The 19,248-nt window shown below is 44.7% G+C and carries 19 protein-coding genes and 2 pseudogenes; 8 read left to right on the top strand and 13 right to left on the bottom strand.

Annotated features, from left to right (window positions below; genetic code table 11):
- Window positions 1–128: 128 nt before the first annotated feature.
- Window positions 129–710: pseudogene (locus MiAbW_RS09120) on the bottom strand (protein kinase domain-containing protein); the annotation flags it as partial.
- Between the two features lie 33 nt (window positions 711–743).
- A pseudogene (locus tag MiAbW_RS09125) lies at window positions 744–1,020 on the bottom strand (hypothetical protein).
- Window positions 1,021–1,235: 215 nt separating this feature from the next.
- On the opposite strand from MiAbW_RS09125, the gene hemC reads away from it, so the two are divergent.
- Window positions 1,236–2,195 (top strand): hydroxymethylbilane synthase, encoded by a 960-nt coding sequence (hemC, locus tag MiAbW_RS09130; RefSeq protein ID WP_151695865.1) that lies wholly within the window; start codon window positions 1,236–1,238, stop codon window positions 2,193–2,195.
- 79 nt (window positions 2,196–2,274) lie between these two features.
- Here the strand turns inward: hemC and MiAbW_RS09135 are convergent, their stop codons facing one another.
- From MiAbW_RS09135 to thiS, 7 genes are all read right to left on the bottom strand, one after another.
- Complete coding sequence (locus tag MiAbW_RS09135; RefSeq protein WP_151695866.1) at window positions 2,275–3,153, bottom strand: sulfite exporter TauE/SafE family protein; 879 nt, start codon at window positions 3,151–3,153, stop codon at window positions 2,275–2,277.
- Between the two features lie 180 nt (window positions 3,154–3,333).
- Complete coding sequence (locus tag MiAbW_RS09140) at window positions 3,334–3,879, bottom strand: rhodanese-like domain-containing protein (RefSeq protein ID WP_151695867.1); 546 nt, start codon at window positions 3,877–3,879, stop codon at window positions 3,334–3,336.
- Between the two features lie 22 nt (window positions 3,880–3,901).
- Window positions 3,902–4,603: an MBL fold metallo-hydrolase gene (locus MiAbW_RS09145; RefSeq protein WP_151695868.1), complete on the bottom strand. Its 702-nt coding sequence runs from the start codon at window positions 4,601–4,603 to the stop codon at window positions 3,902–3,904.
- 203 nt (window positions 4,604–4,806) lie between these two features.
- Window positions 4,807–5,100 (bottom strand): ferredoxin, encoded by a 294-nt coding sequence (locus tag MiAbW_RS09150; protein WP_151695869.1) that lies wholly within the window; start codon window positions 5,098–5,100, stop codon window positions 4,807–4,809.
- A 315-nt stretch (window positions 5,101–5,415) separates the two neighbouring features.
- Window positions 5,416–6,186 (bottom strand): peroxiredoxin-like family protein, encoded by a 771-nt coding sequence (locus tag MiAbW_RS09155; protein WP_151695870.1) that lies wholly within the window; start codon window positions 6,184–6,186, stop codon window positions 5,416–5,418.
- On the bottom strand, window positions 6,183–7,319 hold the full coding sequence (locus MiAbW_RS09160) for an anhydro-N-acetylmuramic acid kinase (RefSeq protein ID WP_151695871.1): 1,137 nt from the start codon (window positions 7,317–7,319) through the stop codon (window positions 6,183–6,185). The genes MiAbW_RS09155 and MiAbW_RS09160 overlap by 4 nt, the downstream gene beginning before the upstream one ends.
- A gap of 33 nt (window positions 7,320–7,352) precedes the next feature.
- On the bottom strand, window positions 7,353–7,562 hold the full coding sequence (gene thiS, locus MiAbW_RS09165; RefSeq protein WP_151695872.1) for a sulfur carrier protein ThiS: 210 nt from the start codon (window positions 7,560–7,562) through the stop codon (window positions 7,353–7,355).
- Between the two features lie 550 nt (window positions 7,563–8,112).
- On the opposite strand from thiS, the gene MiAbW_RS09170 reads away from it, so the two are divergent.
- Window positions 8,113–8,670, top strand: a complete 558-nt coding sequence (locus MiAbW_RS09170; RefSeq protein ID WP_151695873.1) for a PEP-CTERM sorting domain-containing protein — start codon at window positions 8,113–8,115, stop codon at window positions 8,668–8,670.
- 73 nt (window positions 8,671–8,743) lie between these two features.
- Here the strand turns inward: MiAbW_RS09170 and MiAbW_RS19575 are convergent, their stop codons facing one another.
- Together MiAbW_RS19575 and MiAbW_RS09175 are read right to left on the bottom strand one after the other, a co-directional pair.
- Window positions 8,744–8,881: a hypothetical protein gene (locus MiAbW_RS19575; protein WP_172967357.1), complete on the bottom strand. Its 138-nt coding sequence runs from the start codon at window positions 8,879–8,881 to the stop codon at window positions 8,744–8,746.
- The gene (locus MiAbW_RS09175) at window positions 8,871–9,092 is read right to left on the bottom strand and encodes a hypothetical protein (protein ID WP_151695874.1); all 222 of its coding nucleotides are present in this window, start codon (window positions 9,090–9,092) and stop codon (window positions 8,871–8,873) included. The genes MiAbW_RS19575 and MiAbW_RS09175 overlap by 11 nt, the downstream gene beginning before the upstream one ends.
- A 114-nt stretch (window positions 9,093–9,206) precedes the next feature.
- On the opposite strand from MiAbW_RS09175, the gene MiAbW_RS19580 reads away from it, so the two are divergent.
- The 6 genes from MiAbW_RS19580 (at window position 9,207) to MiAbW_RS09200 (ending at window position 16,484) form a co-directional block, all read left to right on the top strand.
- Entirely contained in the window at window positions 9,207–9,371 is a 165-nt protein-coding gene (locus MiAbW_RS19580) for a hypothetical protein (RefSeq protein ID WP_172967358.1), read from the top strand.
- Window positions 9,372–9,593: 222 nt separating this feature from the next.
- Window positions 9,594–14,168, top strand: coding sequence for a glutamate synthase large subunit (gene gltB, locus MiAbW_RS09180; protein ID WP_151695875.1), 4,575 nt, complete (start codon window positions 9,594–9,596; stop codon window positions 14,166–14,168).
- Window positions 14,169–14,259: 91 nt separating this feature from the next.
- Window positions 14,260–15,483 (top strand): hypothetical protein, encoded by a 1,224-nt coding sequence (locus MiAbW_RS09185; protein WP_149979343.1) that lies wholly within the window; start codon window positions 14,260–14,262, stop codon window positions 15,481–15,483.
- Window positions 15,461–15,682, top strand: coding sequence for a DUF4926 domain-containing protein (locus MiAbW_RS20000; protein ID WP_238707228.1), 222 nt, complete (start codon window positions 15,461–15,463; stop codon window positions 15,680–15,682). Before MiAbW_RS09185 ends, MiAbW_RS20000 begins: the two co-directional genes overlap by 23 nt.
- Window positions 15,683–15,832: 150 nt before the next feature.
- Window positions 15,833–16,081 (top strand): hypothetical protein, encoded by a 249-nt coding sequence (locus MiAbW_RS09195; protein WP_151695876.1) that lies wholly within the window; start codon window positions 15,833–15,835, stop codon window positions 16,079–16,081.
- On the top strand, window positions 16,074–16,484 hold the full coding sequence (locus MiAbW_RS09200) for a type II toxin-antitoxin system VapC family toxin (protein ID WP_151695877.1): 411 nt from the start codon (window positions 16,074–16,076) through the stop codon (window positions 16,482–16,484). Before MiAbW_RS09195 ends, MiAbW_RS09200 begins: the two co-directional genes overlap by 8 nt.
- 554 nt (window positions 16,485–17,038) lie before the next feature.
- Here the strand turns inward: MiAbW_RS09200 and MiAbW_RS09205 are convergent.
- Together MiAbW_RS09205 and MiAbW_RS09210 are read right to left on the bottom strand one after the other, a co-directional pair.
- Window positions 17,039–17,773 carry a M15 family metallopeptidase gene (locus tag MiAbW_RS09205; RefSeq protein ID WP_151695878.1) on the bottom strand — a complete coding sequence of 245 codons (735 nt, stop codon included), beginning with the start codon at window positions 17,771–17,773 and terminating at the stop codon, window positions 17,039–17,041.
- Window positions 17,774–17,804: 31 nt separating this feature from the next.
- Window positions 17,805–19,196, bottom strand: coding sequence for an NAD-dependent malic enzyme (locus MiAbW_RS09210; protein WP_151695879.1), 1,392 nt, complete (start codon window positions 19,194–19,196; stop codon window positions 17,805–17,807).
- Between the last annotated feature and the right edge of the window lie 52 nt (window positions 19,197–19,248).

Below are 19,248 nucleotides of genomic sequence, written 5' to 3' on the forward strand. Positions count from 1 at the left end.
AAAATTTCTGGAGCCCAGTGGAATGAAGAAAATATCCCTCAAGTGCTTAAACACCGCTGTGCTTACCTAAATAACAGTCTTTAGCTATTGAATAGTATTTATGTTCTGACAAAACTGACTTGCTCCCGATCCCAAGCTGAGGAAATATCACCCCTAAAGGCTTCGGGAGGCATATAAATAATTGTACCGGTATTGTGGACTGTTTGAGTGTGGCTTTTGTTATTTAAAGTTCTAATTAAGCCAAAATCTGCTAACTTGTATTGTTGATTAACCTTGAGGATATTACCCGGTTTTAAATCTCGATGGACTTTATTTTGTCCATGAAGATAATTTAAGCCCTGGGCGACTTGAGCAGCAATATTTTTAATCTCACTTGATGACAAACTGCCTTTGGCGATGTGATTTTCTAAGCTACCCTGTGCCAATTCCATCACTAAATAAAGCATTTCAGTATTGAGAAAAGTAAATTCCCCCACCGAATAAGCCTTAATTAAATTAGAATGTTCTAACTTTCTGGCATTTTGTAACTCAATTAATTTATCATCGCTACTTTCGGGGATAACTTTAATGGCAACTTCTTGAACCGATGTATTTCTGACCATTTCACTAGCATGAAATACACCACCAAAACCACCCGCACCGAGAAACTTATTAAGACGATAAGAGTTTATTTGTTGCCCTTCTAACATCCTCATCATTTGGTCTAGCATAATAATAACTCCACGATTTAAAATTACCTATAATCATTGCAGCAAATTCGCCCCAATCAAACCGACTCGATCGACTGCTCGATGTCCGATTCTAACGAACCAAATTTGAGCATCGGTCAATCGGGTTAAAAGTTGAGTTGGAAACTGTGAGGATATCTTTGGCTAATTCAAAAGCACCTGTTTTGATATCAATAGCTACAATCTTCCCATGATTGTCCTTCTCAACCTGCTGACGCAGCCGAGACTGATAGATTTCCTGTCCACGTCGGACAAATTCTTCTTTGTTATAGCAAGGGTGTTGTAATGTCATTAGTTAGACGCTGTTGCAACCTTTGTCCCTCTATTTTAATCTAGGCTTTCAGCTTTGCTGTCAGTAGGGAATAATAGTCACCCCATTTCCTGAAAAATATTAAGAGATGTAACTATTTATGCCTAACCTAGAAAGTGATTACTCAACAGGGCTGAGATCAGGATAGTCTAGATCGAGCAGTCAGATAGATGTTTAGTTAAATTCCTACTTCAGATATGTCCGTTTCTAGTCCTCCTCGTTCCCTGCGTATCGGTTCCCGTAAAAGTCAGTTAGCCCTAGTACAAACCTATTGGGTACAGGCAGAATTGAGTAAACACCACCCCCATCAACAGTTTGAGGTGGAGACGATGAGTACCCAAGGCGATAAAATTCTCGATGTGGCCCTGGCGAAAATCGGTGATAAGGGTTTATTTACCAAAGAATTAGAAGTGGGAATGTTGGATCGATCGATCGATCTTGCCGTCCATTCTCTCAAGGATCTGCCCACTAATTTGCCCGAAGGCTTAATCTTGGGTTGCGTCACGGAAAGAGTTAATCCGGCCGATGCTTTGGTGGTAAATAGCCAAAACCAAGACTATCAATTAGACACTTTACCGGAAGGTGCGGTGGTGGGGACTTCTTCCCTGCGGCGATTGGCCCAGTTGCGTTACCATTATCCCCATCTGACTTTTAAAGATGTGCGCGGCAATGTTAACACCCGTCTGGCAAAACTAGACGCGGGAGAATACGACGCGATTATTCTGGCAGTAGCGGGACTGGAAAGGTTAGGATTAGGCGATCGAGTTCATCAGGTTATTCCGGCGGAAATTTCTCTCCATGCGGTGGGACAGGGGGCTTTAGGGATAGAATGCCGCGATGGAGATCCGGAGGTTTTGGAAGTCCTAAAAGTGTTGGAACACGCCCCTAGTCGCGATAGATGCTATGCTGAACGCGCTTTTTTACGCGAGTTGGAGGGGGGCTGTCAAGTTCCCATCGGAGTGAATACGGCGATCGAGGATGGTATCCTAACTTTAACGGGTATGGTGGCTAGTCTCGACGGTAAGCGCCTGATTAAGGACTCGGTTAGCGGCGATCCTAGCCATGGGGAAGTCTTAGGACGAGATTTAGCCCATAAAGTGCGCGACGCTGGTGCTGGAGAGATTTTAGCCGAGATTTTCGCTGAAGTGGGACGATAATCAGTGATCTGTCTTAAGTAGGGTTGGCTAAATAAATCTAACCCACCCTACACCAGACGAAAAACTTTGTCAGCAAACCCTAATTAACTTCAGTTTGGTGGGTAGTATTCTCCGCTGGGATGATAGGATTGCTTTTCGGAGCTAGGAAATTGTGCAGGATATGACGATTTTGAATTAAAACTAAAGTTGCGATCGCTAGGAGAAAATAACCAAAACCTTTTTGTAACTGTTTTGCGGACACAAACTGTCCCAGATAGGAACCGATAAGAGTACCGAGGGCAGCCGCAAAAGCAAAGGATAGGGTTAACTGCCAATCGAGGCTAATATGACCTAAATAACCCAGTAATCCGGCTACAGAATTGAGGAAAATAATCAGCAAGGAAGTGGCGATCGCTTGAACCATGGGGATTTTACCCAATAATACCAGCGCGGGAACGATAGCGAAGCCTCCCCCAACCCCAACTAATCCCGTCAGGACACCCACAGCGATTCCTTCGCTCATTAACCAGAGCCAGCAATATCGGCACACTGGTTGGGGGTAGAGAGTCAGATCTTTTTGCCGATCGCGGGCTTTATAATCAGGATTATCTATCTGTGTTGATCTACCAATCATAAAGGCTGCCGCTAGGATCATTAGCGTCGCAAACAGGAGCATCTGGAAGGTGGCAGTGACGAAGGGTAATGTGGCTAATCTTGCTCCCAAAAAAGCCCCCATCATCGTCGCAGAACCGAAGATAAAAGCGGTTTTTAAGTTAATGTTGCCTTTTTTCCAGTGGGGAATCGTGCCGAGTAAACTGACACTACCGATGACTAGAAGCGTCATAGCGATCGCCGATTTGGTCGGTACTCCCATCACATAGACTAGAATCGGTAATGCTAGTACAGAACCTCCTCCTCCTAACAATCCCAGACTAATCCCCGTACAAACGGCTAATAAATGTCCAATTAACCAAGTCATTTCAGTTATCAGTGATCAGTGATCAGTTATCAGCTTCTGAAGACAACAGGCCCCAAGTAAAGAGTCTGACAATTCTCCTACCTAAAAAGAAGGCTAGAAACTAAGTACATCTTAGGTTTTAGATTCAGCCCTTGTTATCAGTTATTTACTGGTTACTGATTACTGATTACTGATTACTGCTTACTGATGGGGTTGATTATAGGGAAGTTTGGCTAGAAGCATAGCTAAGGCACAGGTATTACTAATCCCCGCAAAAACCAGACCAGAACCGACAAAACCGCTTAAAATCAGGAACCAAGGCGAGAGAAAGGCTCCTAATGCCGTTCCGAGGACAACTAGGGAACCAGCGACGATCTGCACCTGACGAAATAGGCTAATTGGCGCATTTTTGTCTTTTTCGGTGGCATAACCCGCACTTTTCCAGGTATTTAAGCCGTTTTTAAGCTGGGCAACTTGGCTAAATCCTGCCGCAATCAGTTTTTGTGCCGCTACAGTGGACCTGTTGCCGGAATTACAATAGAGAACTAGGGTTTGATTGGGGTCAAAAGCGATCGAATCGGGGTTAAAACTGGAAAGTGGTACTAATTTCGCCCCTGGAATGCGATCGCTGGCGTACTCCCCCGGTTCTCGCACGTCAATTAAGCAAACTTCTCGGCGCTCAATTAAGTTTTTTAAAGTATGGGCATCAAATTCTAGTAATTTTGCTTGATTTGTGGTATTGGTCATCGTTAATCTCCTGAATAGATATTTAAGCTAAAACAACTCCTAAATTGCCGCAGCCTTGGTTAGCGGGAACTGCCTCCATGATCTTTTTGGGATCGGGTAAATTAAGACTGTTCATAAACTCGATAAATTGTCTGCGGTTACGTCCGACAAAACGGGGATTGTATTGTTTTTCTTCGGCAATGGTGGAGACAGTTAAACCGCGATAGTCGTGGCCGGGATAAACTAGGGTACTATCGGGGAGAGTGAAAAGTTTTTGCGTAACCGAATCAAAGAGAGTACCAGCATCGCCGCTTTGGAAGTCGGTACGACCACAACCCCGGATAAATAGGGCATCTCCTGTCAAAATATGACTGTTATTGACTAAATAGGCTAGATGACTATCGGTGTGGCCGGGAGTAGTGATCGCTTTGATGGTGATATTTCCTAGTAACAATTCCTCTCCATCCGCCAGATGGCGATCAGCACAGGCTACTTGAGCATTTTCGGGAACTATACCCAGACAGCCTGTGATTTGCCTTAATTTTCCAGTTCCTGTGACGTGATCGGCGTGAATATGGGTTTCTAAACAATATTTTAGCGTTAATCCTAGCTCCCGTAATTGCCGATCATCCCTTTCCACCTGTTCCCACACTGGATCCACCAATACCGCTTCCTTGCTGACGGGATCGGCAATCAAATAAGTATAAGTGCTGGTTTCGGGATCGAACATCTGACGGAATAGCATGATCTCTGACTCCCCTTATGTAGCTTTATAACTATACTACCATATAATTATAAATTGGTAGTATATCTCTGGCAGGATTAATTTTTGGGCTGTATCTCACTGTCGAGTCAAGGGGCAAAAATACAAACAAAGCGAGAACTGTCGCTCTTGCAGTTCCCGCTCTATTATTGTTGGAGCATCTAACTCCCAAATATTGAGTTAAATTAGTACAACTCTTCTTCTTGGTGGGTGATGATCACACAGTCAGAAGTAGGACGGGCGACACAGGTGAGGACATAACCCGCCTCAATTTGATCGTTATCTAAGAAGGATTGATCGGATTGATCAACGCTACCAGATTCGATTTTACCAGCACAAGCAGAGCAAGCACCAGCACGGCAAGAAGAGGGTAGATCTAATCCTTTTTCTTCCGCTATATCGAGAATATATTCATCATCGGGAACATCAATTTTATGCTCGCCATCGGGTGTTTTCAGGGTGACTTTATAAGTTGCCATAGGTTGTTCCTCTTAATCAATTTAATCAATCCAGTGAAAACGGCAGTCTCAAAATGCCTTCTCTCGCTGTTTAGACTGAAACGGGTCGAATCAGTTTCCTTTTTGATACTACGGGAAAATTTACCCGGCTCAACTTACCATTAGTAATGACAGCCTTAAATAAACTTAAAATAATATTTACTTATCTCTTGGGTAAATAACTCCCGACAGTTGCGGATCAATGGTCAAATAATTTCATCAATCTTTGGGTAATAAGGTAGGTGGACAAGATTAAAGGTCAGGGTTGGGATTGGGCTAGATGGAGAAGAAAAAAGCTTAATCTGGCAAAAAAGCAAGGGGATAACTCATATTCTCAGCAAAGCCCAAGATACCTCTATCTCGATGCTCATAGAGTAAATTTCCTTGACTATCAAATAAAAAAGTCCCTCCCCGTTGGGTTAGATAACTACTATCGGGAACATAGGTTGACCAATTGCCCAAAACTTGACCCATATTACGCAGTCTCAGGGTGGCTAATTCAAAAGGTCGCTGAAAACCTTGACCCCCGGCAAGATTGAATAGGGAACCCCGGAAAGGTGGTAAAGGCCGCGCTTGAATTGTTTCCGCCTCGGCAATTAATTGCGGGGCTTTGCGATCGCCAAGATAACCCCGCAGCACTTCGGCCAGAGTACCCGGACTACCCACACCCGCACACATGAAAATTAGATTTAACCAGGCATTTTGCCCAGGAGAAAATCCGGGTAATTTTAGCGATAAACCGCGATAAAGTCCTAATAAATTATGTAATTCAGCTTTGGGGTCAACAAAAAGCCAATCTTGCCGAAATTTCGTATATTCAGAGAATTTTAAGCCCGAATTGCGATCACCGATACCGATGGCACGAATGGTTATCCCGGCATTTTGCCAAAGGGCCGCCTCTTTTTCTAACCACCAAGCGTATTCGAGACTGTCAAAATCTCCCAATTGCGGCCAAACAAGAATTAAAAGACGTTTGTAGTCAGTACAATCGCTTAAAATTGGCACTATTTGCCCATCGCTGACCCTTTGGCGTTGAATTGTTGAAAATATTTCATAGCTGCTGCTCATAGGTAAATTTCTCCTAATAAAACCGCTGCTTTTGCCCCCGTGACTTGCGGTAAATTACCGGGGAAATTGTGCCAGCGCCAATAGGCCAAAAGGGCAAAAGCGATCGCTTCTTTAAAATCGCTATTTAATCCTACCTCATCGGTGGTTAAAAGCTTGACATTTGACCCCAAATGTGCTAGGAGTCGTTGGCGCAGGTAGGCATTACGAGCGCCACCACCGCAGAGCAGCACTTCTGCGGGCATTTCTGGCAAAAAGGTTTGATAGCTGTGGGTGATCGAAATGGCGGTTAAATCGGTTAAACTAGCCAACCAGTCGGCATGACTGAGGGAATAAGCTTGGGCATCCTCGTGCAATTGGGCTAGATAGGCGGGACTAAATAACTCTCTGCCAGTGGATTTGGGGGGATATTGGTGAAAATAAGGCTCCTGTAGCCATTTATGAACTAATTCGGGGCAGGGTTGACCCTGGGCCGACCATTGACCGTTATAGTCGTAGGTTTGTTGGCCTTGGCTCAAAAATTGTACGGCCAAATCGATGAGAACATTGCCGGGGCCGGTATCCCAACCGCAAATTTTTTGCTGCCAATTTTCCGTTTGTCGGGGGGGTAGATAGGTTAAATTGCCAATACCGCCGATATTTTGGACGCAGCGGGCTTTGGTGGGGTGAGAAAGCAGATAAGCGTCAATTTTCGGCACTAGGGGCGCACCGTGACCAGCTTGGGCGATATCGGCAGCGCGAAAATTACTAATGGTGGGGATACGGGTGATTTTTGCGATCGCTGCTCCCCGTCCTAATTGTACCGTGTAACCGAGGCGATCGTTTGCGGGGGGTCGATGAAAAACGGTTTGACCGTGACTGCCGATTAATTGGGCTTTTGGGGCTTCTTTTTGGATATTTAAGACGGCTTGGGCGAATTCTGCGGCGATATCATCATCTAAGCTGGCTAAAGCTTCAATAGAGAGCTTTTCTCCCCCACAGACTTGCACAATTGTCTCGCGTAATCGGGGGGAATAGGGATAGGTTTCCCCAGCTAATAACTGCACCTGTGGAGATTCCACTGTACCGCTAATCTCCACTAAAGCGGTATCGATGCCATCCACCGATGTGCCACTCATTAAACCGATAACTAACAAGTTTTTTCCCTCAACTGTCGATTGTTGATTATTTTATCCCCCTCCGACAATAGTAACAATTTCTAATTTATCTCCCTCTTTGATTTCCGTGTTTTGCCAATACTGACGATGGAGGATTTCCCCGTTATATTCCACTGCAACTAACCGAGGATTCATGCCCAAATTTTCTAATATTTGTGGTAGTTTAGTTTCTGGTAAACAGGTTTGAGTTTTGCCGTTAATTTGCAGGGTTATTTCTGACATAGTTTTGAAAGTAAAAGGCTCTCCCTTACTTGTAGCGATAACTATTTGGCTCTCTTAGATTTGGTGGGTAAAATATATTCTAAGATACAGTCTTGGGGTAGTGAGTGGAACGAACCACTCCAGACACAAAGGACACAAAGACTGATCGCTACTATATAAGTTAAACTTATCACACAAAGAATAAGAGAGCCACTATTTTAATGCTAATTAATGCGATGTGCAACTAAAAACGACACAATCAGGGTTTCCGAGGATACTTGATCTCTGCTGATTTCTGAAAGCCTTGTAAATCAAGACTAAAAATATAGTTGCACAGGGGGTTAATTATTTTGTTTGTCTTTGGCCAATGACAAGAGCGATCGGCTGTTAGAGTTCACCCTAAATCGGGGCAATTATCGAGGCAATAAACCCAACTCCTATACCATAAAAAAGTCAAAAAAACTGTATTAAAATTAGCAGAAGTCGGCAAAAAAAAAAAAAATAAGATATGTGAAGAAATTTTGCATACCTTAACTTTACTTAACCTAACTCCACATAGGAGGATTTACCGATGAAAGTCACCGTCGCATCTTTTAACAAACCCCTAACCGTCGCCCTCGCCACGGTAGCCACCGCCACCCTCGCACCGGTTGCCAGTGCCGCCACTTTTAACTTCTCCTTCGGCAACGTAACCGGTCCGGTCTCTGGAACCGTACAGGGGACGCTCACCCTACCGGACGGAGACGGGACAAATGCCGCCACTTCGCTGATCGTGACTTCCGCTCCCTCCGCCCTAGGCTACACACTCCCCTTGGATGTTCTGGCGAATCTTACTAATTTAGTGAGTAATAGTTTTACGGTCAGTGGCGGGGTGATTACCGCGAGTTCATTTGCCGCTCAGAATAGTGGCGCAGCTTTGACTCTAAATTTTTTCCCTGGCACCATCGGGAGTGTATTCACTGTCCAGGGATCAGCAGCTGCATTCAGTGGTGTCGTCGATCTCAATAGTACAACCCTAACCTTCACTCCCACCGTTCCTACCACCGTTCCCGAACCAGCGACGGTTCTCGGTTTACTCTCCGTTGCTGGGGTGGGTTTATTGTGCAAAGGACGGAAACTAGAAGGGTAATTTTGACCGACTGATCCCCCCTTAGTCCCCCCTTGATAAGGGGGGTGCCTGACAACTTTTAACACCTACCTACTTAACCAAAGGGATTAACGATCATCAATTGATTCTCGATTCGCTGACCATCTTGTAAATCTTCACTGTAGAGAATTTGACAGCCCGCTTCCAGAGCGCTGGCCAGTATTAAACTATCAAAAAAAACTTTATCGGGCATTAGCCTCGTCCCGATCGAATGTAAATCCCCGTGTATTTAAAGAAATCGCCTCGAACATCGTTTTTTCAGTTTTCTGGCTCGGTTCGGGGATGATTTCCGAGTCATCCAAAACAATCACCCGTATCATCTTACCTTCCCATCGAGAAGAATATCGGGGGGGAACGCTCACCCGACCCTTATGAATAACCGTCCTAAATTCGATCGCTTCCATACATGGCTCCAATTAAACCCTATCTCTACTTTAGCTCTAGAGTCAAGCTATCATAGCTCGGACCTATTTTAGAGACTAAAATAAGGTTAAAAATCGCTTGCAGGGTTTAAGGTGATGGAAGGAAAAGAAACAGGACTAAATGAACGGGAACTAGAGGAAATTCTGGAAATGGCGCGGGATGCGGCGGAAAAAGCCCGATCGATGGGCGAGGTAATTACAGAAAATTCAAAAAAATGGCGAGAAAGAGCAGAAAGAACCAATCGAACGGGATCGAGATAGCGATCGAGTATTTCTTCGATTATAGGAGCGATCGAACTTGTATCGGAAAAGCGATCTCGATCGAGGGGGAAAGCAGCGAGAGGAACCCTTGTCACATCGAAACATTTCCTTAAGATATAAGACCGAAGGTCCAGTCTGGATACAGAATTGATATACCTAGAATCGCTACTCTGGCTCACCCTCTAGGCCCTTCCCTTCCAGACTGCTAGGCTATTAGACAAGATGAATAACAATCAAACTCCACGGAAACAAGGACTATACGATCCCCAATTTGAACATGATGCTTGTGGTGTCGGTTTTATCGTTCATAAAACGGGTAAAAAGTCCCACGATATTGTTGAACAGGCCTTAACAATTTTATTAAACCTCGATCACCGTGGCGCGTGCGGTGCGGAAAAAAATACCGGAGATGGGGCGGGTATTTTATGCCAAATCCCTGACCTATTTTTCCGGAAAGTGACCAGTAATCTAGGTTTTACCTTGCCAGCAGCCGGACAATACGGGGTAGGAATGCTCTACACGGCCCCTGATGCCGAAATTCGCGGGAAAAGTCGCCAGGAATTCGAGAAAATCGCCGCCGAAGAGGGGTTAAAAGTTCTCGGTTGGCGTGATGTTCCCACGGATAACTCTAGTTTGGGCAATTCGGCCAGATCTACCGAACCCTTTATCGAACAGGTTTTCATCGAACGCGATGCCAATTTAAGCGATGATCTGGCCTTTGAACGCAAATTATACGTTATTCGCAAGCGTTCCCACCTCAATCGTCAATCTTTTAATCGTTACTGGTATCCTTGCAGTATTTCTAGTCGTACCATTGTCTATAAAGGGCAATTAATGCCGGTACAGGTGGGTGACTATTTCCCCGATTTACACGACCCCGACTTTCAAAGTGCTTTAGGATTAGTCCATTCTCGTTTTAGTACCAATACCTTCCCCAGTTGGGAACGCGCCCACCCTTACCGTTATATTGCCCACAATGGCGAAATTAATACCCTGCGAGGTAATATTAACTGGATGCACGCCCGTCAGTCGATGTTTGCCTCACCCTTGTTCGCGGAAGACATCAAAAAAATCCAGCCGGTTATTAATATCGAGGGTAGTGACTCCTTAATTTTTGATAATGCCCTAGAATTAATGGTTTTATCGGGGCGTTCTCTCCCTCACGCTGTCATGATGATGATTCCTGAACCCTGGGCAGCCCACGAATCGATGAGTGACGAGAAAAAAGCCTTTTATGAATACCATTCCTGTTTAATGGAACCCTGGGATGGTCCGGCCTCGATCGCTTTTACCGATGGTACGATGATGGGAGCAGTGTTAGACCGCAATGGTTTACGTCCTTCCCGTTACTACGTCACCAAGGATGACCTAGTAATTATGGCATCGGAAGCGGGAGTTTTACCCATTGAACCGGAACGCGTCGCTTTCAAAGGTCGTCTGCAACCCGGCCGGATGTTCCTTGTGGATATGAAAGAAGGTCGTATCGTGGCCGATGAGGAGATAAAAGCAGGTATTGCCAAAGCTCATCCCTATCGCCAGTGGTTAAACGAAAATTTAGTCAATTTAGACGATTTACCGGCCGTTGAAACTGCGCCACCGGAAACTGCTGTTTCCCTAATTCAACAGCAAACCGCTTTCGGTTACACTTTTGAAGAATTACGTCTTTTATTAGCCCCCATGGGCCGGGATGGAGTGGAAGCAGTGGGTTCCATGGGTTCCGATACACCCCTAGCCGTCTTGTCCGATCGCCCAAAACTGCTTTATGATTACTTTCAGCAGTTATTCGCCCAAGTCACTAACCCCCCGATTGACTCGATTCGCGAAGAAATTATCACCTCTCCCATTACCACTATCGGTGCGGAGAGAAATCTCCTAGATCCCCAGCCAGAAAGCTGTCACCTGATTAAACTTAACTCTCCCATCCTCACTAACGCCCAATTAGCGCGTTTACAGGGCAATAGCGAATTTAAAACCGTGACTATTCCCATTCTCTTCGATCCCACTTCGGGAGTCGAGGGGATGCGTAGCACAATTGAGGCAATTTGTCAAGAGGTGGACGAGGCAATTTTAGCGGGCGCGAGTATTATTATTTTAAGCGATCGAGGTATCGATAAAAATCACGCCCCGATTCCCTCACTGCTGGCGATTGCTGGTTTACACCACCACCTCATCCGGCAGGGAACCCGCACCAGAGTCGGCCTTGTCCTGGAATCCGGCGAACCCCGGGAAGTGCATCACTACGCCCTTCTCCTCGGTTATGGTTGCGGTGCGATTAATCCCTATCTAGCCTTTGCCACCCTCGGCAGTATGATCGAGGAAGGATTATTGGTGGGAGTTGACCACCAGACCGCCTGTAAAAACTACATAAAAGCCGCCACCAAGGGCGTAATTAAAGTGGCCTCTAAAATTGGCATTTCTACCCTGCAAAGCTACCGTGGGGCGCAAATATTCGAGGCTATCGGCTTAAATCGATCGGTAGTTGATCGCTATTTTACTTGGACAGCTTCCCGCATTGAAGGGGCCGATTTAGAAATTATTGCCAAAGAATCCCTACTCAGACATGGCCACGCTTTCCCCGACCGGGATGTTAATGTGCATACCCTCGATATTGGCGGTGAATATCAATGGCGTAAGGACGGGGAAGCCCATCTTTTTAGCCCAGAAACCATTCACACCCTGCAACAAGCGGTAAAATTGGGCAAATACGACCTCTTTAAGAAATATTCCCAACTGGTCAACCAACAAAATCAAAAATTCTTCACCCTGCGGGGACTATTAACCTTTAAAAACCGGGAAAGTATCCCCATCGAAGAAGTGGAACCGATTGAAGCGATTATGAAACGCTTTAAAACTGGGGCCATGAGTTACGGTTCCATTTCCAAAGAGGCCCACGAATCCCTCGCTATTGCCATGAATCGCATCGGTGGCAAGTCGAACACGGGGGAAGGGGGCGAAGATTCCGAGCGCTACACTTGGACAAATGAACGGGGAGACTCGAAAAATAGTGCCATTAAACAGGTAGCTTCCGGCCGTTTTGGTGTCACCAGTCTTTACCTCTCCCAAGCGCGAGAATTGCAGATAAAAATGGCCCAGGGGGCAAAACCGGGCGAAGGCGGTCAATTACCGGGTAAAAAAGTCTATCCTTGGATTGCCAAAGTCCGTCACTCCACCCCCGGAGTTGGTTTAATCTCTCCCCCACCCCACCACGATATCTACTCGATTGAAGACCTAGCGGAGTTGATTCATGACCTAAAAAATGCCAATCGTGCGGCCAGAGTGAGCGTAAAACTGGTTTCTGAGGTGGGAGTAGGCACAATCGCCGCCGGAGTCGCTAAAGCTCACGCTGACGTGGTTTTAATCTCTGGTTTCGATGGTGGGACCGGTGCCTCACCCCAAACCTCGATTAAACACGCGGGTTTACCCTGGGAGTTGGGACTAGCAGAAACCCATCAAACATTGGTGTTAAATAATCTTCGCAGTCGCATTGCGGTGGAAACCGATGGCCAGATGAAAACCGGGCGCGATGTGGTGGTGGCGACCCTATTGGGGGCCGAAGAATTCGGTTTTTCGACCGCGCCACTGGTGACGTTGGGCTGTATTATGATGCGGGTTTGTCATCTTAATACCTGTCCGGCGGGGGTAGCGACTCAGGATCCGTTATTACGGAAGAATTTCATCGGGGATCCCGAATATACGGTGAATTTCATGAAATTTATCGCCCAGGAAGTGCGGGAAATTATGGCCGAATTGGGATTCCGCACCTTAAATGAAATGGTGGGGCGAACTGATGTATTAGAGCCGAAACAGGCGGTAGAACATTGGAAAGCGAAAGGAATTGACCTAACTCCAATTCTCTATCAACCGGAGGTGGATCCAGAGGTAGGACGCTATTGCCAGATTCCCCAGGACCACGGTTTAGATAAGTGCTTGGATATAACCGTTTTACTTGATTTATGCAAGGATGCCATTGAAAAAGGCGAAAAAGTTAAGGCGACACTACCGATTAAAAATATTAACCGCGTGGTGGGGACGATTTTAGGCAACGAAATCACTAAACGTCACTGGGAGGGTTTACCGGAAGATACCGTGCATCTCCATTTTCAGGGCAGCGCGGGGCAGAGTTTCGGTGCTTTTGTTCCCAAAGGGGTGACACTGGAGTTAGAGGGGGATGCCAATGATTATGTGGGTAAGGGTTTAAGCGGTGGCAAAATCATCGTTTATCCGCCCAAAGGTTCCACTTTTGTGGCCGAGGAGAATATTATCATCGGTAATGTGGCTTTATACGGTGCAACCAGTGGTGAGGTGTATATTTCTGGGGTTGCTGGGGAACGTTTCTGTGTCCGCAATTCTGGAGTTAATACCGTAGTTGAGGCCGTTGGCGACCATGCCTGTGAGTATATGACCGGGGGTAAAGTCGTTGTTTTAGGTCCCACCGGTCGCAATTTCGCCGCCGGGATGAGTGGTGGTGTCGCCTACGTCCTCGATGAGTCGGGGGATTTCGCCACTCGTTGCAATACCCAAATGGTAGCTTTAGAGGCGCTAGAAGGGGAAGAAATCGACGATTTACGCGAGTTAATTCAACGCCATGCTGATTACACCCAAAGTCAAAAAGCAGCCCTGGTTTTAGCAAATTGGTCGGAAATGTTGCCCAAGTTTGTTAAAGTAATGCCCAAGGATTATAAGCGGATGTTGCAGTGTATTAAAGAGGCGTTAGATTCTGGTTTAACCGGCGATTCTGCTCTCGATGCCGCTTTTGAAGCCAACGCCCGCGATGTGGCAAGGATTGGCGGTAGTTAGGGTTTAATGGGGGCTGAATAAGCCCCCTTGTTAATTTAGGGGAGATTTTGGGGCAAACTAAAGATAGATTTATGTTTATTAGGCACACAGTATGACTCCCTTAAAACTGACATTTGATATGCCCGCTCACATCCTAGAAGGTTTATTAAACGGTACTTTAGAAAGAGTTGGCGGCGTTGTACGCGATGCCTCAACCAAACAAGTAGTAATGTGGCTTCGGGATACAGCAACTAATACAATATCAACGGCTGGCATTCCAAGTTTTGATCCTGTAACCGGCGTTTTTAATCTAGTCGTAGAGGGAGTGAATGCGGGAGTCTCGATTAATGGCTTCAAGGCTGTTAATCAAAGACTCGACTTAATGCAAGGAGTTTTAACCCTAACTTCAGCCGCAAGTATTTTGAATCTTGGTGTTTCTGTTATCAGTTTTACATTCATGGCGCATCGTTTAAAAGAACTAGAGAAACGTTTACAAAAAGCTCAAGAGTTTTTAATTAAAATTGACAGAAAAATAGATTTGAGTTTTTATGCCAATTTTCGAGCAGCCTTAGACTTAGCGATTAATGCTTTTACCATGAGTAAGGGAGATAATCGTATAAGTAGCGCAGTGAATGCTATAAACAGATTTCTAGAAGCTCAACATATATACTTAGATTATGCTGATAAAGAGTTGGAACAAAAAAGTCAGATAGCTGATGAGTATTTGTTAACTTTATGTCTCGCTTATATTGCCGAAGCTAGATGTTATTTAGAATTAGAGGAATTTGAAACTGCCGCAAGACGGTTTGAAGAGGGTAAAATTCAAATCTATACAAGAATCGAAAAATATGTAGATACCTTGCTAACTTCTAATCCCTCGATGTATTTGCACCCTAAACTAAAAGGACAAATAGATTTATCAAGACTAACGAGAATTTATCAATGGAAAAGTCCTATTTTAGACGAAAATTCTGTGTTTGAAATTATTCGAGATGATATAGGCGGTAAATCGTTAATTGACGATGGCCAGATCAATAGTTGGATTGAGTCTTTACCAGCATCAATAATTGAAAAATCAGAAATCAAAAAGGGATTTTGGGGAATAGAGTCGGAAACACGAAATGCCGTAATCGAGCGATTACCGATAATCATGGAAGATATGGAATCTATAATTGAGACAAATTACCGTTTTGAAGCTTATGAAGTCGAAGTTAAAGCATTGTCAAAACTTGGTATTAGTTTTCATGAATGGCTTAAGCTACAGCCAGAAGAAAACAAGTCTAAAAATAATAATTTAATGTATATTATTCCTAATGAACCCCTCGATCTATCTTAACAATTGTGATTCTACTAAAAGACATTACCGAAGAAAAACCATCGGCGGGAGACGTGGGAAATTGGTAGAAAAACATCAAATCGAGGGATTAGAAACGGGGTATAGTGTCGAATTTTTCGATAGGTTGGGAAAAACGATTACTGTTGTCACCATGGCCGAAAATTCCCTCCGTTTCCCCACCCACGAGGATCGACCTTGACCCTACAGGACTGATATTTTCCCATCTTTAGCAGAATATCGGCATCTAGAAGAGGGTGCGATCGTGCGGTAGTTATAGTTGAGAGGGTGTGTTACACTAGCCTTAAGGCACTGTGTAGGCCGTACTCGAATTACTTCTCAACAATCCATTATGATAAAAAATCTACGAGTTAGTTATGATGGAATGGTTTTCCGTCCCGAAGAAAAGATTGAATTAGAACCCAATACCAATTACATCATCCAAATTATTTCTCGGGAAGATCCACTAGAAAATAAACATAAAAATGCTTGGGAACTGTTAGAAGAAATGGCTGGCACCTATGAAGCTCCAGAAGATTGGTCAAGGGAACACGATCATTATTTATATGATACTCCCAAAAGAAATATAAGCGATGAATAAGTCCAAACTTTTTTTAGATACGGTCTTTATCCAAGCAATTCTCAATCCTCATGAGCAATATCATCAAATTGCTATGCAGTTCCTCCCCTATGTAAAAAATGCAACAGCAGTTTGGGTTACTGAAGCCATTTTTATGGAGGTTGGTAATGCTCTTAGTCATTACAATCGTCCTAAGGTTTCTGCCTTTATCAAGCAATGCTATCAAACCGATAATTTATTCGTTGTTACTATCACTTCTACTCTTTTTCAAAAAGGCTTAAAGCTCTACGAATCAAGAGCTGATAAAAGCTGGGGATTAGTAGATTGTTTTTCTTTTATTGTTATGGAAGAAAATCAAATTACCGACGCTTTAACTTCAGATGTTCATTTTATTCAAGCAGGTTTTCAAGCTTTACTACGATAATTAATTAGCGATCACCATTTAGTTAAAGATATAATTTTACGGCAAGCGGGAAGATGAAAGGACTTTCTAGTCCGATAATACTAAATCTGTTGAGTAACGCACAGAAAACGGGTTTCTCGGAGAAACCCGTTTTCTACTCATGCAAAAGGCAAAGGGGAATAAATAATCAGTTTTTAAGGTTCTTCCGAACTTACACTGTAGAAAATTCCTCAAGTTCCCTCTCTGCCCAGCAATGCTCTAAAGTTGATAAATATCAATCTAATAAAAACTCAAAGCCTTAGTATATAAGCTTTTAAAGCGTGAGTTGTTGATAGTTTTACATGACAGGTTCGGTAGAGCCGTTTTTAATAACCAGATTTATTATTAGAAACACTCACAATACAATATAATCCTATTTTAGTAATTAATTCCAGAAAATGCCATTGATCGCCGATAAGATTATCTTATTTTTGTTTTTCTAATTGTTGGGTTTTCTAAAAAGTTGGTGCGTTACGGCAATATTTAGACCTTGATTTTTTCCCTAAAAACAAGGGATTGCCTAACGCACCCTACGTTTATTTTTGTTTTCCTAATTGTTGGGCCTTATAAAAAGTTTCTAAACTGTGACTATCCCCGACAAAACGCCAGTGCCAAGGTTCATAATTAATACCCTGGAGATTATTTTCGGGGAAAGATAACTCGAAACTATACTGGGCAGCGTTATTTTGCAACCAACGAAAAGCCGCAGTATTAGCAAAACTGCTACTTAAATTCGTTGCGGGAGTGCGACCATCGCCAATATCGATCGCATAACCGGTATGATGTTCGCTGTAACCTGGAGGTGCGCTCACTTCTGCTCGTTTGCGGGTTTGCTGATTGCGTTGTTTTTTAACTTCAAAAAAGAGCTTTTCTTGGGTTGCTTTTGATCGAAATGCGGAAATCGGCATTAAAATCACCCCCGACCTTCTCGCGTCACTCTGCATCTGGATAAAAGCTTTGGCTGCTGCTTTCCTTAAACGCATAGCACCATCCGTAGTAATAGGGGCTAATTCCGTCTCTGGGGCCTCTTGATAGGGTAAATGACCTAGAATGTTCTCAATGGGGCTAGGAGTGGCTTTAATCAGGGGGGAGGGGTTAATAACCGGTTTTTTTACGGAAGCAGGGGGACGATTCAAGACTGCTATGGCAATTAGGCCAGTTCCCACCAGAGCAAGTAAACCGCTTGCGATCGTTATGAGACCATTAGGATTAGTAGTTTTTCTGTACTGGCTGTCCCGCAAAGCTTCGGGAATATCATCGATCGGTTTCACGGTTTACTGACCCTCCTCCAAGATAATTACATTATTCCCCGGCCACTCCATCTTGACGAGCAGCCTGTTGAACGGCGGCGGCCACAGCCGTAACTACACGACTATCAAAAACCGAGGGAATAATATTCTCTCGATCGAGATTAGCAGGAGTGATCAAAGAAGCGATCGCTTTGGCCGCTTCCAGATACATATTATCGGTGATTGCCCTAGCGCGACAGTCCAAGGCCCCGCGAAATAATCCGGGGAAAGCGAGAACATTATTAATCTGATTGGGATAATCACTGCGTCCGGTAGCCACCACGGCCACCAAATCATTGATTAATTCCGGTTGAATTTCGGGAATCGGATTAGCCATGGCAAACACGATCGCATTTTTGCCCATTCCCTTGACCATTTCGGGAGTCAATACCCCCGGTGCGCTCACCCCCAAGAAAACATCAGCGCCTTTGAGAGCATCCCCTAGCTTACCACTGGCAGCCACGGCCCAAGCTTGTTTTTCTGGGGTTAAATCGTCCCGGTTTTGGGAGAGGATACCATGGGAATCACAGAGGATTATATCTGTAGCTCCTGCGGTTTTAAAGAGATTAGCGATGGCGATTCCCGCCGCACCCGCACCATTAATGACGATTTTGACTGTATCAAGCGATTTTTTGACCAATTTGAGGGCATTAATCAGGGCAGCTAGGGAAACGATCGCCGTACCGTGTTGATCATCGTGGAAAACGGGAATATTTAACTCCTCTCGCAGACGTTTCTCGATTTCAAAACAGCGTGGCGCGCCGATATCCTCTAGGTTAATACCCCCAAAAACCGGAGCGATTCTTTTGACGGTTGCGATGATTTCTTCGGGGTCTTGGGTGGCTAAACAGATGGGAAAAGCATCAATTCCGGCGAATTCCTTGAATAACATCGCTTTCCCTTCCATTACTGGTAGGGCAGCCTCTGGCCCGAGATTTCCCAATCCTAATACCGCACTACCATCGGTCACTACTGCAACAGTGTTGCCCTTGATGGTCAATGAGTACACTTGTTCAGGTTGGTGGGCGATAGCGGTGCAGATGCGACCAACTCCGGGGGTGTAGGCCATGGCCAGGTCATCTTGGGAGGTGAGGGAAATACGACTTTCAATGGAGATTTTACCCCGACGATGGATATCGAAGGTGCGATCGGAAACTTTGAGCAGTTTAACATCCGGCAGAGCTTTAACCGCGGCGATAATCTGTTCCGCTTGGTCGGTACTAGCGGCATCAACCATAATCTCGCGGGTGCTAATCTTTAAATTGCGTTCGATCAGAGAAATCTGCCCTAAATTCCCCCCGACATCGGCGATCGCATTGAGGACAGAAGCGAAGGTTCCCGCTTGATTGGGGATTTCTATCTTGAGACTTAAACTATAGCTAGGATTGGGCGTTAAATGAACCATGCTGAAGGCTTCCAATACTGATAAATATTGATTATCTTCTATCTGTGAGGGA

This window comes from Microcystis aeruginosa NIES-4325 (assembly GCF_008974145.1).
Taxonomy (GTDB): Bacteria; Cyanobacteriota; Cyanobacteriia; order Cyanobacteriales; family Microcystaceae; genus Microcystis; species Microcystis aeruginosa_G.